At 51.3% G+C, this 16,559-nt stretch carries 13 protein-coding genes, 1 tRNA gene and 1 pseudogene; 13 read left to right on the forward strand and 2 right to left on the reverse strand.

From position 1 onward, the window contains the following. The first annotated feature begins 8 nt into the window (after positions 1-8). From IE054_RS05075 to hemB, 4 genes are read left to right on the forward strand one after another with little or no spacing between them, the layout of a single operon-like run. Complete coding sequence (locus tag IE054_RS05075) at positions 9-551, forward strand: hypothetical protein (RefSeq protein WP_189404024.1); 543 nt, start codon at positions 9-11, stop codon at positions 549-551. Next, on the forward strand, positions 552-1,328 hold the full coding sequence (locus IE054_RS05080) for a TatD family hydrolase (RefSeq protein WP_189404026.1): 777 nt from the start codon (positions 552-554) through the stop codon (positions 1,326-1,328). A gap of 9 nt (positions 1,329-1,337) precedes the next feature. Continuing rightward, on the forward strand, positions 1,338-3,230 hold the full coding sequence (locus IE054_RS05085) for a sensor domain-containing diguanylate cyclase (protein WP_189404028.1): 1,893 nt from the start codon (positions 1,338-1,340) through the stop codon (positions 3,228-3,230). A gap of 2 nt (positions 3,231-3,232) precedes the next feature. After that, a complete protein-coding gene (hemB, locus tag IE054_RS05090) occupies positions 3,233-4,234 on the forward strand; it encodes a porphobilinogen synthase (RefSeq protein ID WP_189404030.1) in 1,002 nt (333 codons plus the stop codon). Positions 4,235-4,264: 30 nt separating this feature from the next. Here the strand turns inward: hemB and IE054_RS05095 are convergent, their stop codons facing one another. Continuing rightward, positions 4,265-5,779: a Ppx/GppA phosphatase family protein gene (locus IE054_RS05095; RefSeq protein WP_189404032.1), complete on the reverse strand. Its 1,515-nt coding sequence runs from the start codon at positions 5,777-5,779 to the stop codon at positions 4,265-4,267. A 6-nt stretch (positions 5,780-5,785) separates the two neighbouring features. Beyond that, positions 5,786-7,063 (reverse strand): ATP-dependent RNA helicase RhlB, encoded by a 1,278-nt coding sequence (gene rhlB, locus IE054_RS05100; RefSeq protein ID WP_189404034.1) that lies wholly within the window; start codon positions 7,061-7,063, stop codon positions 5,786-5,788. A gap of 99 nt (positions 7,064-7,162) precedes the next feature. Here rhlB and IE054_RS05105 point away from each other — a divergent pair. The 9 genes and pseudogenes from IE054_RS05105 (at position 7,163) to IE054_RS05145 (ending at position 16,558) form a co-directional block, all read left to right on the forward strand. After that, positions 7,163-7,439 (forward strand): annotated as a pseudogene (locus tag IE054_RS05105) (thioredoxin domain-containing protein). Between the two features lie 257 nt (positions 7,440-7,696). Continuing rightward, a complete protein-coding gene (gene rho / locus IE054_RS05110) occupies positions 7,697-8,962 on the forward strand; it encodes a transcription termination factor Rho (RefSeq protein WP_189404036.1) in 1,266 nt (421 codons plus the stop codon). 273 nt (positions 8,963-9,235) lie between these two features. Next, complete coding sequence (locus tag IE054_RS05115; protein ID WP_189404038.1) at positions 9,236-10,525, forward strand: amidohydrolase; 1,290 nt, start codon at positions 9,236-9,238, stop codon at positions 10,523-10,525. Between the two features lie 25 nt (positions 10,526-10,550). Then, complete coding sequence (locus tag IE054_RS05120; RefSeq protein ID WP_189404040.1) at positions 10,551-13,343, forward strand: response regulator; 2,793 nt, start codon at positions 10,551-10,553, stop codon at positions 13,341-13,343. A 297-nt stretch (positions 13,344-13,640) separates the two neighbouring features. Further along, positions 13,641-14,132 carry a 5-(carboxyamino)imidazole ribonucleotide mutase gene (purE, locus tag IE054_RS05125; RefSeq protein ID WP_189404041.1) on the forward strand — a complete coding sequence of 164 codons (492 nt, stop codon included), beginning with the start codon at positions 13,641-13,643 and terminating at the stop codon, positions 14,130-14,132. Beyond that, positions 14,129-15,268 carry a 5-(carboxyamino)imidazole ribonucleotide synthase gene (locus tag IE054_RS05130; RefSeq protein ID WP_189404043.1) on the forward strand — a complete coding sequence of 380 codons (1,140 nt, stop codon included), beginning with the start codon at positions 14,129-14,131 and terminating at the stop codon, positions 15,266-15,268. Before purE ends, IE054_RS05130 begins: the two co-directional genes overlap by 4 nt. 98 nt (positions 15,269-15,366) lie before the next feature. Further along, positions 15,367-15,442, forward strand: a tRNA-Thr gene (locus IE054_RS05135). 78 nt (positions 15,443-15,520) lie between these two features. Continuing rightward, positions 15,521-15,994 carry a copper chaperone PCu(A)C gene (locus IE054_RS05140; protein WP_189404045.1) on the forward strand — a complete coding sequence of 158 codons (474 nt, stop codon included), beginning with the start codon at positions 15,521-15,523 and terminating at the stop codon, positions 15,992-15,994. 90 nt (positions 15,995-16,084) lie between these two features. Next, on the forward strand, positions 16,085-16,558 hold the full coding sequence (locus IE054_RS05145) for a Dps family protein (RefSeq protein WP_189404047.1): 474 nt from the start codon (positions 16,085-16,087) through the stop codon (positions 16,556-16,558). The last annotated feature ends 1 nt before the right edge of the window (position 16,559 follow it).

Consider the following 16,559-nt stretch of genomic DNA (forward strand, 5'->3'; position numbering starts at 1 on the left):
GATATTAAATGAAGTATAACGCGTTACTCTTACTGAGTTTTATTGGTTTAGGGGCACCGACAACGGTTGCTGCAGAGACCATAGAGAATGCGCTGGCAAAGTGCAGCGAACAAAAAAACAGCCTGCAGAGACTGGTCTGTTACGACAGGGTCGTAAAGGATCTGAATCAGTATTCTGGGCTTGATGGTTCAGTAACCCGTCATCAGCCAGTGCCAAAAGCACGGCCTGAGAATCCGCTGCCACTGGCCAATGATTCCAATTCACAGCGCCAGCAGCAACGTAAGCCTGAAACCCGGTTTGGTCTGGAACATACCGAAGACAACACCACGGAATCAGATACCATGAGCGCGATGATTGCTGAAGCTGAAAAATCACTTCGTGGTCAGTATGTCATAACGCTCGATAATGGGACCGTATGGCGGCAGACCGATCAGGAATACTTCAGTCTGAAAGCCGGACAAAGTGTCACGATTGAACGTGGAATTCTGGGCGCTTTTTATCTTTCCCGCAGTGGTGCGAACAAGCAAATAAAGGTTAAACGCGTCGAATAAATGAAGTGGTTTGATGCGGGTGTAAATCTTACCGACGACCGTCTGGATGCAGAGGCAGTGATTACAGACGCACTTGCTGCATCGGTCCAGCGGTTGTGTGTCATCACTACACACCCAGACGAGTGGCAACGGGCGCGTGAACTGCATGCGCAGTTTCCACAGCAGATTTGCTATACCCTGGGAGTGCATCCGCATCACGCAAAAGATGTGACAGAAGCCGACTTTACCCGTCTTCGCGACATGATATCCCTGCCAGGCGTGGTGGCCCTTGGCGAGTGCGGGCTGGACTTTAACCGTAATTTCTCGCCGCAGGATACGCAGATAGCGGTTTTTAAAAGGCAGTTGTCTATCGCGGCAGAGACGGGCAAGCCCGTTTATCTGCATGAACGGGACGCGTTTGATACCCAGTGCGCCTGTCTTAAACCGGTGGTTTCGTCATTATCAGGCGGTATTGCACATTGCTTCACTCAGGGCCAGCGTCAGCTCGATGCATATCTTGAAATGGGACTGTATATCGGCATTACTGGCTGGGTCTGCGATCCGAAACGCGGTGATGCCTTACGCCAGTGCATTCCTTCTCTGCCTCTGGATAAACTGATCCTCGAAACCGATGCCCCCTATTTGTTTCCTAAGTCATTGCGTCCGCGCCAGCGTAATAATACCCCGTCGTGCCTGCCTCATATCGGCGAGCAGGTAGCGTCGCTGTATGACATCTCACCTGCACAAATCAGCGCTAGCAGTTATGCTAATACCTGCAGGTTATTCGGGATGGACTGATTCGACATTATGCAACTGAGTTCTCTGGATGTGCGGCGATACGACGTCTGGCTGGTAGCCACCACCTGCCTGGCCTTTATCTGCTTCGTAATAGTGGCGCTCAATGTACTGCCCGCTAAGAATGACGGCGAACGTATCAGTGATTTGGCCTACTACGCGGATCCCCAGGCGACCCAGACATTGCCCACCTTGTCGTCTGTGCCGGACGGGGAGTGGACATCCATACAAAACCCTATCAACCTGGGCATGGATCATGCCCCATACTGGTTTCGCTTTACGGTGCCACCCACAGCCGAGTCAGCCGCACACTATCTGCTTGAAGTCAGCTATCCATTGCTGGATGAGGTGATGGTTGCGGTTTTTGCCGAAAATATGCTGGATCCCATGGTTACCTATCAAAGCGGAGACGGACAGCAATTTAGTCAGCGCGCCATATCGCACCGTTCGTTGCTGTTTCCACTGCCTGACTCAGCATCGCCGTTAACCATTGTGATACGCGCCAAAACAGCAGGAACTATCCGTTTGCCGCTACGGATCTGGAAAGAGCGAGAGTTCATTGAACATACGCCTAAGCAAAGCCTGGTGATGGGGGTGTTCTTCGGCTTCCTGGCGGCAATGGGCGTGAGTAATTTCTTTTTGTTTGTGACAACCCGCAGCCGCTCCTTCCTGGCCTATTCCGGTTATGTTTTCTCACTGGGTCTGACACTGGCATCCTTACATGGGTTTGGCTACGCTTATCTGTGGTCAGAACAGGCCTGGTTTCAGGAGCGCGCGGTTGCCCTGTTTGCCAATGCTACCATCGTTTTTGCCCTCATCTTTACCCGCATGTTACTGCCGATAAAGCGCACCATGCCGCGAATGGAGCGACTGCTCAGAATTACCATTATTCTGTTTGCGGTAAACATTGTGATCGGCCTGTTCTTACCTTACGCCTTTCTGATTAAGATTTTTTTGATCATGCTAAGTGTTGTCGTGATGCTCACACTGTCGCTGGGCGTGTGGCTGTCACTCAAAGGAGTGGTCATCGCCCGTTATTTCTCTATTGCCTGGGCGGTGCTGCTGTTAAGTGGTCTCACTGCGAGTCTGGATAACCTGCATATTGTCGATTTGTCTATTTCGTCCAACTATCTGGTAATGCTGGGCGCGTCTATTGAGACCATCCTGCTGGCATTCGTGGTGGCTATCAGCTACAGCCACAATCGTGACGAAATGTTCGACGCCCAGGCCCGGGCGCTGACGGAAGAGAAAAATGCAAACCGCGCCAAGGAAGACTTGCTGGAAGTGCAGCAGCGTTATCAGTCAGATCTGGAATATAAAGTTGAGGAACGCACGCTGGAGCTTGAGATAACCCTGCGTGAACTGTCTGAAGTTAATCGCGAGCTGGAAACCCTAAACACAATCGATTCGTTAACAGGCATTAAAAACCGTCGCCACTTTGATAAACGCCTGAAAGCCGAAGGACGTCGCAGCCGCCGTGAACAAACGCCGTTATCGCTGGCCATGATCGATATTGATCACTTCAAACAAATCAACGACCGTTTTGGTCATGTGGCTGGTGATGCCTGTATAAAACACACAGCCAACGTACTGAAAGACCAGTTGCGACGGCCTTCAGATGATGTGTGTCGCATCGGCGGCGAAGAATATGCACTTATCCTGCCCAACACCGATAATCAGGGTGCAAGGATGGTGGTTGAGAATATGCGGGCGATGCTGGAAGACACACCCATTGAATTCGAAGGTCAGCAGATCCATATGACCATGAGCGCTGGCGTTGCAACGACGACCATTGCGTTCGAAGAACATGAACTGGCGTTGCTGAAAGAGGCAGACAGGCAACTTTACTCTGCCAAGCAGGCCGGCCGCAATCAGGTTGTGGCTCACCAATTACTATCGGAATAACTATGCTATCTACTACTTATCCCGCGCGTCGTATGCGGCGGCTTCGTGCTCAGTCAGGATTGCGAGAGCTGGTGGCTGAAAACCAGCTCAGCGCGTCCGATCTTATCTATCCGGTATTTGTGTTGCCCGGTGAGGGGCAGCGCGAAGCGGTACCCTCAATGCCCGGTATTGAGCGACTGTCCATTGATGAGCTTATCAACGATGCGAAAGACTGGCGTGCTCTGGGCATTACTACGCTGGCGATATTTCCGGTCACTCCCATGTCAGCGAAATCAGACTGTGCCAGCGAAGCATTTAATCCTGAGGGGCTCGCACAACAGGCGATGCGTGCATTAAAGCGCGCCTATCCTGACTTATTGCTGATGTCTGATGTTGCCTTAGATCCGTTTACCAGTCATGGTCAGGACGGTCTGGTCAATGACCAGGGCTATGTCGTTAATGACGAGACCGTTGAGGTGCTGGTTAAACAGGCGCTGTCACATGCCCAGGCGGGGGCCGATATTGTGGCCCCCTCTGATATGATGGATGGCCGCATTGGTGCGATCCGACAGGCGCTGGAACAGGCCGGACACAGTAATACCTGTATTATGGCCTATTCGGCAAAGTATGCGTCCAGCTACTATGGCCCGTTTCGTGATGCCGTCGGTTCAGCGGCGAATATAAAAGGTGGCGATAAAAAAACCTACCAGATGGATCCGGCAAACAGCGATGAAGCCATTACGGAAATTGCCCTGGATTTGCAGGAAGGGGCTGACATGGTGATGGTAAAGCCCGGTATGCCGTATTTAGATATCGTCAGACGTTGTAAAGAGGAGCTAAAGGTGCCGACCTTCGCCTATCAGGTCAGTGGTGAATATGCCATGCATCAGGCCGCCTTTGCTAATGGCTGGCTGGACGCAGATAAGGTTATTCTGGAGTCACTGCTTGGCTTTAAGCGGGCCGGGGCTGACGGTATTCTGACCTACTTTGCACCGCAGGCCGCTGCGTTGCTTCAGAGAAAATAACACGCGCTTCGCCGTCGCTACAGTGCGGATTTATTCGCACTGTAGCTGCCACCCGGCACGATGCTGCAGCCAGCATTCGTTGGCCAGCTCAGCATTAATTAACGGGTGGGCTTTGAGCCAGCCTGGCGGAAAGGAAATGGTCCAGTCGTCGCCACTCACCTGTAAGCGTATGTCTGGCAGGTGCTTGTTCTGACGGCGCAGGCAAACCACTACGGAAATGCGTAATAGTCGCAGCAGTGCCAGTAACATTGGACGCACATCCTCGTGATAGTTGCTAAATGTAGTGGTATCAATGGCCAGCCGGTGCTGACCCACCAGATCACGGATGGCACTGCGCTGAAGCTGCGTAAAACCAGGCATATCAATATGAGAAAGAATGTAGGCACCGTGCTGGTGGTGCTTTTTATATTCGATATGCAGACCAATCTCATGCAGCGTGGCCGCCGCCTCAAGAATGGCTTCGGTGTCCAGGTGACAAATCTGGTGCTGTGCGCACATCTGGTGGCACAGTTTAAGCGAGACTCCGGCTACCGTTTGCGCATGCGCTGCATCAATATGGTAACGGCCCAGCGCCTGATTCAGGGTCTGGGTTCGGCGGTCGTTTTTTTGCAGATTATCGAGCATGCCATAGATAAGCCCCTCGCGCAGCGCTCCGCCTGCAATGTTCATGGTTTCAATATGCATTGCTTCAAACAGTGCAATGAGGATCGCCAGACCACTGGGAAAAATAGGCCGTCGACTTGCTTCAAGTCCTTCGATTGTCAGTTTATCGACGTGTCCGTCATCAATACATTGTTGGCGCAGCTGGTAAAGGTAGTCGAGCCGAATGGCATCGCTGATCCTCTGTGCCACCAGAATCTCGGTGATGGCCTGCGGCGTACCTGATGCACCCAGACAATTATCCCAGTCAAAACACAAAAAGGCATCCGCTACTGCATCAATCTGCTGATGTGCAGCAGCAATGGCACTGTCAAATTCGGCCTGGGTTGTGCGGCCACCGGTAAAGTAACGCTCCATGAAGGTCACACAGCCAATGTCCAGGCTTTTCAGGTGCATGGGGGTCATGTCATTACCGATGATCACTTCCGTACTGGCGCCACCAATATCAATAACCAGTGTGTTGCCCTGATTGGCTGACGTATACGCAACGCCCAGGTAGATTTGCCGGGCTTCTTCTTCACCGCTTATCACATCCAGCCGGTGCTTAAGAATGTTTTCCGCTTTACTGACAAATTCGCTGGCATTTGTGGCGAGACGTAACGTCGCAGTTGCAACAATTTTGATATTCGAAGGAGGGATATCCTGCAGTCGCTCAGCAAAGGTATACAGGCATTGCCAGCCACGTTCCATGCTCGCAGCATCCAGCTTAAGCTGCTCATCGAGGCCCGCTGCCAGACGTACTTTTTGCTTAATTTTGTTGATGATTTGCACACTGCCGTTAACAACGTGCACAACCACCATATGAAAACTGTTGGAGCCAAGATCAACAGCGGCGTAGTACTCACCCTGTGTGGTTGTGGGATGGGTAAACGCCGCCTGCTGCATATTCGGTTATCCGTTTTGTTTTTTCTGTGGTGGCTTGCCGCGCCCACGGCCCCGGCGCGATGAATTGCGCGCATTCGGTGTGCGTCTTCGACGCGGCTTGGGCGTTTTTACATCGTCGAGCAGCGCACCGCGATCGTAATCGGTTACCGGGATGGCGTGAGATATGTATTGTTCAATCGCAGGCAGGTTCAGTGCATACTTTTCACAGGCAAAGCTGATGGCATGGCCACTTTTTCCGGCGCGACCTGTACGACCAATACGGTGCACATAGTCTTCTGCATCGTCCGGCAGATCGTAATTGAATACATGTGTCACGGCTTCGATGTGCAGGCCGCGGGCGGCTACGTCGGTGGCGACCAGTACATCCAGGTTGCCTTTTGAAAAGTCGTCCAGAATAGCCAGGCGCTTTTTCTGAGGTACGTCTCCGCTCAGTAAGCCAACCCGGTGGCCGTCGGCGGCCAGCCAGTCGTTGACCCGCTCACAGCCGCTTTTGGTGTTGGCAAACACAATGGCTTTTTCAGGCCACTCTTCTTCCATCAGCGTCAGCAGAAGTAGCATTTTGTCTTCGTCTGACGGATAAAACAGCTCTTCTTTAACCCGGCTGGCGGTCTTTTGTTCAGGCTCAACCTGCACATGGGTGGGGTTGTTCATATGCTCATACGCCAGCTCCTGCACCCGGTAACTCAGGGTGGCAGAAAACAGCATACTCAGACGTTCGGTAGCCGCAGGCATCCGTCTGAACAAAAAGCGAATGTCTTTGATAAAGCCCAAATCGAACATGCGGTCAGCTTCATCGAGCACCGCCACCTGAATGTTATTCAGGGTGAACACGTTTTGCTTATAATAATCGAGTATGCGGCCGGTCGTACCAATAATGATATCCACCCCATCCTCAAGCACTTCACGTTGACTTTGGTAACCTTCGCCCCCATAAATCAAACCAAGTGATAAGCCAGTGTGTTCACTGAGCAGTTTTGCATCATTGTATATCTGAACGGCAAGCTCTCGTGTTGGCGCCATAATAATGGCTCTGGGGCCTTTACTGGCATCGGTGTCGTTGGCCCGGCCTAACAGATAGTGGAAAGTGGCAACCAAAAATGCCATGGTCTTTCCGGTACCTGTTTGCGCCTGGCCAGCAATATCCAGACCGTCCAGTAAGGGTGGTAGAGAGAGCGCCTGAATCGGCGTACAATGCGTAAAATTTTCTGCCAGCAGGGCGTCAAGCACCTTGCTGTTAATCGGCAGATCGGAAAAATGCGTTTCAGTTAAATGTGTGGTTTGCATAGCTTATAGCTTATCAGTGCTTGCATTAAAAAACAGTTTCTATATAACACTCATGGTTGAGCTGAACAAATCAGCGACAGACCAAATTTGGAGAAGAGAATGAGCGACAATATTATCCAGTTATCAGACGATAAATTCGAAGCAGACGTCATCAATGCTGAAGGTCCTGTGCTGGTTGACAGAAGTTGCGAGCGAGTATGACGGCAAGTTAACAGTTGGCAAGTTGAATGTCGATGAAAATAACGAAACCCCGCCAAAATATGGGATCCGTGGCATTCCTACACTACTGCTTTTCAAAGGCGGTAATGTAGCAGCAACCAAAGTTGGCGCATTATCAAAAGCGCAACTGACAGAGTTTCTGAACGAAAACCTGTAAGTGCTTTGCGGCGTGCCCGGTGTCAGTATCACCGGGCCGCTCTTATATTCCTGCGGCTTTTTTACGATTTTAAACATTTCTCCGGCAAAAGGCTGGACGAACCTCATTTATGGTGCTAACGTTCTAAAAGCTCTCATCTGAGCAGCGTTCTGCTTTGTCCACATCCGGGCAGCTACATATATCAATCCTTTAATCAAACAAACTAACAAGTGACGAATAGTCCTGTAAGCGAAGTTCAAGCACAAAGACCCACCAGTATGAATTTAACTGAACTCAAAAATAAACCAATCAGTGAATTGGTTGGTATGGCCGAAAAAATGGGCCTGGAAAACATGGCGCGAGCCAGAAAGCAAGATATCATCTTTTCAATCCTCAAAGCCCACGCAAAAAGTGGCGAAGACATTTTTGGGGACGGGGTGCTCGAAATCTTGCAGGACGGTTTTGGTTTTTTACGCTCAGCAGATTCTTCATATCTTGCAGGGCCGGATGATATCTATGTCTCGCCCAGCCAGATTCGACGGTTTAATCTGCGCACCGGGGATACTATCTCCGGTAAGATACGTCCGCCGAAAGACAGCGAACGCTATTTTGCACTGTTAAAAATCCGCGAAGTCAACTTCGACAAGCCTGAAAACTCCCGCACCAAAATTCTGTTTGAAAACCTTACGCCACTGCATGCCGAATCACGTTTGCGTATGGAGCGCGGCAATGGCTCAACAGAAGATATTACCGCGCGGGTGCTGGATTTGGCATCGCCTATAGGTAAAGGGCAGCGTGGCCTTATTGTCGCACCGCCGAAGGCCGGTAAAACGCTGTTGCTGCAAAACATTGCTCAGTCCATTGCCGCAAATCATCCGGAATGTGAACTGATGGTATTGCTGATCGACGAGCGTCCGGAAGAAGTGACCGAGATGCACCGTCTGGTCCAGGGCGAAGTGGTGGCATCAACCTTTGATGAGCCGGCCAGCCGTCACGTTCAGGTTGCAGAAATGGTGATTGAGAAAGCCAAGCGTCTGGTTGAACACAAAAAAGACGTGGTCATCCTGCTTGACTCTATTACCCGTCTGGCCCGCGCCTACAACACCGTGATCCCGTCATCAGGTAAGGTACTGACCGGTGGTGTAGATGCAAACGCTCTGCACAAACCGAAGCGCTTCTTTGGGGCGGCGCGAAATGTTGAGGAAGGCGGAAGCCTGACCATCATTGCCACCGCGCTGGTGGATACTGGCTCGAAGATGGATGAAGTGATTTACGAGGAATTCAAGGGCACCGGTAATATGGAAATGCACCTGCATCGCAAGATTGCAGAGAAGCGTGTCTTCCCGGCGATTGACTTCAACCGCTCAGGTACGCGACGTGAAGAATTACTCACGGCGCAGGATGAACTTCAGAAAATGTGGATCCTGCGTAAAATCGTTCACGAGATGTCTGAAATTGATGCCATTGAGTTTTTGATCAGTAAACTGTCAATGACCAAGACCAACAACGAGTTTTTCGATGCCATGCGGCGTCAGAAAAGCTAACCTCGTTTATATCCAGAAGGCCGCACCAAACTGCGGCCTTTTTACTATCTGCTGCCTTCTTCCTGCTATTTGCTACTTCTGTCTAGTAGTCATACCCCAAATCTTTTCGTAATGTACACATCAGCAAAACGCGAATGTGACTGATGTTGCCGTTTTGAGCCTGTTCATCCGGCAGAATGTAACCGATGTCATTATCAGGTACCGCAGATCAGAATTTGTATTGTGTTTGCGTTCGAGTAATCTGGGAGTTCCAGTAAACAATAAGAGAAACGCATGTTACGACTTATACTTACAGCTGCCATTCTGGCATTCGGTACATCGGCCCTTGCCGACGTTGACGTGGATGAACGGGCCAAACAGGTTGAGGATGATGTAATCAAGTGGCGGCATCATTTTCATGAGTTCCCGGAACTGTCGAACCGGGAATTTGAAACCGCTCAGTATATTGCCGACTACCTTAATGGACTAGGGCTTGACGTCACAACCGGTGTAGCGAAAACCGGCGTTGTTGCGGTATTGGACTCAGGCAAGCCCGGTCCCGTGGTTGCACTGCGTGCAGATATGGACGCTCTGCCGGTAAAAGAGCGAAATGATCTGCCCTATAAATCGACGCAAACTGGCGAATACAATGGAAAAACAGTGCCGGTGATGCATGCCTGTGGCCATGACACCCATATGGCGATGCTGATGGGGGCTGCGAAAATACTGACCGATGTGAAAAGTGAGTTACGCGGTAAAGTTAAGTTTATCTTCCAGCCTGCAGAAGAGGGCGCGCCGCCGGGAGAAAAAGGCGGAGCGGAAGTGATGGTCAAAGAAGGGGTGTTAAAGAGCCCGGATGTGGACGTTATCTTTGGCTTGCACATCAGCGCGAATACTGATGTTGGGTCGGTTCGTTATAATTCGGGCGGCACCATGGCTGCGGTCGATCCTTTTAAGGTGGTGATCAATGGACAGCAGGCGCATGGTGCTTATCCCTGGAAGAGTGTCGACCCAATTGTCACCGCCGCACAGATGGTGATGGCGCTGCAAACTATTGTCAGCCGTGAAATAAAAGTCATCGATGATGCCGCGGTAGTAACCGTTGGCTCAATTCATGGCGGCAATCGTTCTAATATTATTCCCGAGCAGGTAGAACTAGTTGGGACCATCCGTACCCTGGACAAGGCGGCACGCGAACATATTTACGAAGCCATGGAGCGTAAAGTAAAAGGTATCGCAGACAGTATGGGCGCCACGGCGGAGCTTACCCTGCCACTGGATTACTCGTATCCTATTACCTACAACGATCCGGAACTGACGCAGGCCATGCTGCCGACCTTGCAGCGCACGGCGGGAAAAGAAAATACCCTGCTATCCAAGCCGGTCACCGGTGCCGAAGACTTCTCGTTTTTCCAGGAAAAAGTACCAGGCCTGTATGTATGGGTTGGGGGCAAACCCAAAGACGTACCTGAAGAGGAATCCCCTGCCCATCATACGCCGGACTTCTATGTGGATGATAAAGGCATGAACCTCGGAGTTCGTCTGCTAACCAACCTTACCCTGGATTATATGGCCGCGAACTAAGCGGTACATAAAGGATTATCGGGTTATGAAGCCGTGCGCCATTTTTGACCTGATGATCCTGTTGCTGTGTGTGTTAGCCGGTACGGCGGTTAATACGCTTCCTCCCCCGATAGAAAGTAGCGGTGTTGAAGTATTTGGTCTCGGTGCAGCAGTATTTCTGGCGCTGCGTTATTCGCCTGTGATGGCGGTTCCCGCTGCACTGATAATATGCGCGCCGGTGTGGGTTCTCGACTCTGGCATCATTAGCAAAGTGACGCTAACACTGCTACCGGTCGTGGTTAGCGCCGTTGGGTATTTGCAACCTGTCGCCAGGGCTCTCAAAAATACGGTTATCTGGTGGGCTTTGCCTGCTATGTGTCTGTTGCTTGCTGAACACTTCTGGTCACTTGGTTTTGAGGACAGCTTACCGATCACCGGCCAAATCATTAGCTGGGTCAGTGGTGTGTTTGGCTTTGTCAGCGGGCAGTTTGCCTTTCTTTTTGTACAGCGCTACCAGCGCGATTGGATAAGCCGCGACATTGGCTTACATTTTTTATTCAGTTACCTGTTTGCTGGCAGCTTTTTTATTGCGGTACTGGTGATTGTGTTTACGACGGTAGGGCTTTATCAGCATCAGGAACGTCAGCAACTGCAAAGTTATATGACGCAGCGTGCTAAGGTACTAAATCAGCAGCTCAGTGAGTTTGTGTCTCACCATCATCAGGTGATTATACAAGCTGGCGACATGTTATCTGCGATTACCGATGATAAGGCCTATGATGTTCGTGCTCGCCGCGCATTGCGTACGCTGAACCAGCATACTCCGGAGTTTCTCACCTTTCTGATTGCTGATGCGCAGGGCGACATAGGCTATGCCAGTCCGCCCGATCTGCTGGAGGTTGCCAGACAGGCCGGGGCACTGAACGTGGCTGGGCGCGACTATTTTTATACCGTCGTGGAGACTGGCCGCCCTTTTCGCTCAGATGTATTCAGGGGGAGGGGCTTTGGTGATGACCCGATTATTGCACTTTCAGCCCCAATTAAAGACAGTAGTGGCAACGTAACCGGAATTATTGAAGGTTCACTGTCACTGAAAAGCTTTCAGCAATTCGACGCACAGAACATTGCTGGCTTTTCTATGCTTCTGACCGATGCAAATAATCGTGTGATCTATGCCTCTTCACCTCTGGCACTTCCGCCACTGAAAGCGGCGCCGGATATGCAGTGCGCTGAAGAGTGTGAGACCCGTGTCACTATGCTGGACAAGCAATGGCTGTATACCGCTCGCGGAATCGATTCGCTGGGCTGGCAACTGCGTCTGCTGTTCGATAATCGTCTGTTTGTTACGCTTTCCAATGAGTATCTGGTCAGTGCGTTGGTGGTATTGCTGGTGCTGTCCGCCGCAGGCACCCTGATCGGTTTGCTGGTGGCAGGCATGGTCGATTCGCCGATAAAAGGGCTGGCACGCCGTGTCATTGCCTTTAGCCCGAATTCACGCAAAGTTGACAATCCTATGCAGCACCATGCCTCGTATATTCGTGAAATCGCGGCACTGGATGATGAGTTTGTGCGTCTTCAGCATCGCCTGATTACTGCGTTTGACGAACTTGGACAAGCGCGTAATGCACAGCGTAGTCTTAATCGTGAGCTCAGTGATTTTAATAAAACGCTGGAGCAGCGTATTGCTCAGAAAACTCATTCGCTGGCTAAAGCGCTGGACGAGGCAAATGCAGCAAGCGTAGCGAAAACGCAGTTTCTGGCGAATATGAGCCACGAAATTCGTACACCAATGAATGGCATTATTGGTAATTGTGAACTGTTGCGTGAACAGGCCCTGCCACCGGCGTCAGATGCCCGGGTTAATGTTATTGCGCAGTCGGCTATGAACCTGCTGACGATTCTTGACAATATCCTGGACTGGTCAAAAATCGAATCCGGAAAAATGCGTGTAGATAATCACGCTACGCAATTAACCCCGCTGTTGGCGTCGGCCTGTGAGTTATATCGCCAGAAAGCCGCGCAAAAACAGGTGAATATCAGCCTTGATATTGATCCGTCGGTACCGGCATGGGTGTTGATCGATAGCGGGAAGCTCAGTCAGGTTCTTAACAATTTACTTAGCAATGCGGTTAAGTTTACGACGCAGGGAACGATCCGTGTGCTCGCAACTTATACCAGTGCAATGTTGAAGATTGCCGTCACCGATACCGGTGTCGGCATTCAAAGAGAAAAACAGCTTACCATTTTCGAGCAGTTCGAACAGGCGGATGCATCCACCACGCGCTTATTCGGCGGCACGGGCCTGGGCCTGGCGATTAGCCGAGGGCTAGTGGACGCAATGAAGGGTAATATCAGCGTTTCCAGTACGCCAGGTCAGGGAAGCTGTTTTTCGGTAATTATTCCCTGTGATATCACTGCCGAAAAAGTAAGCGACGATTCCTCTGCCTCTTTGCCTGAAAATCTGCGCGTACTGCTGGTTGAGGATAACGATATCAATGCGCACATCGTGCAGGATATGCTAAAGCAGGCGCAGGTACGGTGTGTGCGCACGACTAACGGCCTGCAGGCACTGGAAGCAGTAGAACGACATCGCTTTGACTGTATTTTAATGGACTGCCAGATGCCCGTGATGGATGGCCTGGAGGCGACCCGCAGGATCCGGCAGCGTGTTGATGACAATCGCCACATCCCAATCATAGCGCTGACCGCTAACGCATTTAATGAAGACCGCGATGCCTGTATAGCCGCCGGCATGAATGACTTTGTGACGAAACCCGTCACCCGGCAGCGGCTGTTTGACGTGATCGCGGCAATGGTGGCGACGCACCAGCAAGCGTGAACGTTCATCAGGCGTGGTGGCTTACGCTTCACACCTCTTAACTCACTATACTACGCCCCCTTCTGCCACATGCCGGGCAGGCAAGATCATCGTGTGGCGACTGGGATCTGGCTGCTTTTTACGCTACAATCCCGCGCTTTCCACGGCACTGAGTGGGAATGGTGTGGGAATGTGTATGCGAACGCCTTCACAGCACATTTTTTTCCACGTAAAAAGGTTATCATATGGTGTTAGTCGTCACCTGATGTGACGAATAGCGCATACCGCTTCTACAGACACCCAGGTGAGGATGAGTTAATGGCAAAAGTCGCAATAGTTATGGGGTCAACGTCTGACTGGCCGACCATGCAACAGGCCGCCAAGATGCTGAAAAGTTTTGGTGTAACCTTTGAGGCGCGGGTCGTGTCGGCACACCGCACGCCAAACCTGCTGGTTGAATTTGCTGAGTCAGCTGCCGACGAAGGCTTTAGTGCGATTATTGCCGGTGCAGGAGGGGCTGCCCATTTGCCTGGGATGATTGCCGCTCACACACATTTGCCGGTGTTTGGTTGCCCGGTTAAGTCCAAGGCTTTGAATGGGCTTGATTCGCTGTTATCTATCGTGCAAATGCCCAAAGGGGTCGCGGTAGGCACCCTGGCTATCGGAGAAGCCGGCGCGGCGAATGCCGGTTTACTGGCTGCACAGGTGGTGGCGCTGCAGGATGAAGCGGTACGCGATGCCATTATTGCATTCAGAAAAACGCAGACCGACACCGTATTGAGTAATGCCAGTCTGGAGCTAGATGAATGAGAGTACTGATTTACGGTGCCGGGCAACTGGCGCAAATGATGTATCTGGCGGGCTGCCCGCTGGGGATTGAAGTTCAGGCCGTGGACGTGAAAGATGACAGTGTTGTGCATCCGGTATCAAAACTGCCACTGGAGTTGAACCTGACGCAGGCCATTGAAGCGGCAGATGCCCTGTCAGTGGAATTTGAGCATGTCCCTGAGCGCTTACTTGAACAGGCCGCCGCATCTGACAAATTGCTTCCCTCGATGAGCAACATCCTGATTGGTGCAGACAGGGTGCGTGAGAAAAAACTGCTGGAGAGTCTGAATGTGCCCAACTGTGCGCACAGACTCGTAACGGATCTGACGCAACTGGATGAATGTGTTGAGTCACTTGGTGAGCGACTCATAATCAAGGCCAGTCGTGACGGGTATGATGGCTATGGCCAGTGGCGTCTGACCGACAGAAGCAAACTGGATGCACTCAAGCAGTCATTACAAGGCCTGGACCTTGATGCAGTTCCGCTTATTGTCGAGCAAATGGTCGACTTTGACCGGGAGCTTTCCATGGTTGGTGTCAGAGACAAGCAGGGCAATATCAGCACCTATCCCCTGGCGGAGAACCTCCATTATAAGGGACAGTTGCATGTGTCAGTTGCGCCAGCGCCTGAGGTTGATACTGAACTGCAGAAGCGGGCTGCGCATATCTTTGAAACGCTGGCCAGCGGTATGGATTACGTCGGCGTGCTGGCCGTCGAAATGTTTCAGTGTGGTGACACTCTGCTGGTCAATGAGCTGGCGCCGCGCGTGCACAACTCCGGGCACTGGACGCAGTCAGGTAGCGTAACCGACCAGTTTGAAAACCACCTTCGTGCTGTGTGTGGGCTGCCACTGGGTGATGTGGCTGCAATTGGCGTCAGCGCGATGGTGAATATCATTGGCTGTGGCAGCTTTTCCAGAGAACTTTTGAGTATAAAAGGCAGCCACTTACACTGGTACGGCAAAACTGTGCGTGAAAAGCGCAAGATGGGACACATCAATGTAGGGGCCGCGGATTACGCCGAACTGGGCGATAAACTTGCGGCACTGAGTCAGTATTTACCGCTTGAGTTCTTTCCTAAACTGGAAAAAGAAGCACGGCGTTTACGCAACGCTTGACAACCGCCGCTGCTTGCATACAATACGCACCGCTTCGATGCAAAGCAGTGCCAGGCACCAGTCTGGTATGCTGCGATAAGATGCGATTTTCTTTCGGTGCCGACTTAGCTCAGTTGGTAGAGCAACTGACTTGTAATCAGTAGGTCGCCAGTTCGATTCCGGCAGTCGGCACCATCTTCCCCTCTTCCTTATTTCCCCCGGTTGGCATAGACTGGCTTTCACATTTGGTGAATGCTTATTGGTGGAAAATTAATGGTTTTTTTACGCAGAACCCTGGCGTTTATTGCAGTACTACTTTTATCTCCCTGCACGCTTGCTGAATCGCTGATGGTACACGACGCGTATGCGAAGGCGACCTTTCCCATGGCGCAGACGGGGGCGGCCTATTTCACATTGCACAATGCGTCTGCCACACCGCGCAAACTGCTTGGTGTTGAAGTCGATGCGTCGGTGGCTGACGAGGCGCAGTTACATACCACCGAGATGCAGGGCGAAATGATGCGTATGCGCGAGGTGTCCGAGGGATTGCTTATTAAAGCCGGTGAAGAAAAACAGCTCACACCTGGCGGTTATCATGTGATGATGATGGGGCTTGCAGAAGGCTTAAAGGAAGGGCAGACCTTTGCTCTGCAGCTGGTATTCGACAATGGCGAAACACTTGAAACCACCGTCACTGTCAGAGCCGCCGACTCCGATAGCGGGCATCACCATCACGGCCACAATTAATCCAATATTCTTAATAAATGGTATCTATATAATAGATTGTACTTAATCTCTTTAATCAGTTTATCCTGTATATAAAGAAAAGGAGGAAACATGACAAAGATTGATATCGGTATTTCAGAAGGTGACCGTAACGATATAGCAAAAGGTATCGCTAAGTTACTGGCAGACTCTTACACGCTGTATCTGCAAACACACAATTTCCACTGGAACGTCACTGGACCGCAGTTTCGTGAACTCCACCTGATGTTCGAGGAACATTATACTGAGCTGGCAGAAGCCGTAGATGAAATTGCTGAGCGGATCAGAACACTTGGTGTGGCCGCGCCTGGCACATATAAGGCGTTTGCTGAACTCAGTGCCATAGAAGAAGTTGAAGGTGTGCCAGAAGCGAGTGAAATGGTGCGTTTGCTGTGCCACGGCCATGAGCAGGTGGTTAAAACCAGCAGAGAGGTTCTGAAGCTGGCGCAGGACGCAGACGATGAATCTACAGCGGCGCTGGTGTCAGATCGTATGCGCGTTCATGAAAAAACCGCGTGGATGCTGCGCGCAATGTTGCCTGATTAAG

The organism is Alteromonas halophila, from assembly GCF_014651815.1.
GTDB lineage: Bacteria > Pseudomonadota > Gammaproteobacteria > Enterobacterales > Alteromonadaceae > Alteromonas > Alteromonas halophila.

Bases quoted from the DNA above. Each gene is read 5' to 3' on its own strand.
- IE054_RS05075 (WP_189404024.1), top strand. From the start codon at position 9: ATGAAGTATAACGCGTTACTCTTACTGAGTTTTATTGGTTTAGGGGCA.
- IE054_RS05080 (WP_189404026.1), top strand. From the start codon at position 552: ATGAAGTGGTTTGATGCGGGTGTAAATCTTACCGACGACCGTCTGGAT.
- IE054_RS05085 (WP_189404028.1), top strand. From the start codon at position 1,338: ATGCAACTGAGTTCTCTGGATGTGCGGCGATACGACGTCTGGCTGGTA.
- hemB (WP_189404030.1), top strand. From the start codon at position 3,233: ATGCTATCTACTACTTATCCCGCGCGTCGTATGCGGCGGCTTCGTGCT.
- IE054_RS05095 (WP_189404032.1), bottom strand. From the start codon at position 5,779: ATGCAGCAGGCGGCGTTTACCCATCCCACAACCACACAGGGTGAGTAC.
- rhlB (WP_189404034.1), bottom strand. From the start codon at position 7,063: ATGCAAACCACACATTTAACTGAAACGCATTTTTCCGATCTGCCGATT.
- rho (WP_189404036.1), top strand. From the start codon at position 7,697: ATGAATTTAACTGAACTCAAAAATAAACCAATCAGTGAATTGGTTGGT.
- IE054_RS05115 (WP_189404038.1), top strand. From the start codon at position 9,236: ATGTTACGACTTATACTTACAGCTGCCATTCTGGCATTCGGTACATCG.
- IE054_RS05120 (WP_189404040.1), top strand. From the start codon at position 10,551: ATGAAGCCGTGCGCCATTTTTGACCTGATGATCCTGTTGCTGTGTGTG.
- purE (WP_189404041.1), top strand. From the start codon at position 13,641: ATGGCAAAAGTCGCAATAGTTATGGGGTCAACGTCTGACTGGCCGACC.
- IE054_RS05130 (WP_189404043.1), top strand. From the start codon at position 14,129: ATGAGAGTACTGATTTACGGTGCCGGGCAACTGGCGCAAATGATGTAT.
- IE054_RS05140 (WP_189404045.1), top strand. From the start codon at position 15,521: ATGGTTTTTTTACGCAGAACCCTGGCGTTTATTGCAGTACTACTTTTA.
- IE054_RS05145 (WP_189404047.1), top strand. From the start codon at position 16,085: ATGACAAAGATTGATATCGGTATTTCAGAAGGTGACCGTAACGATATA.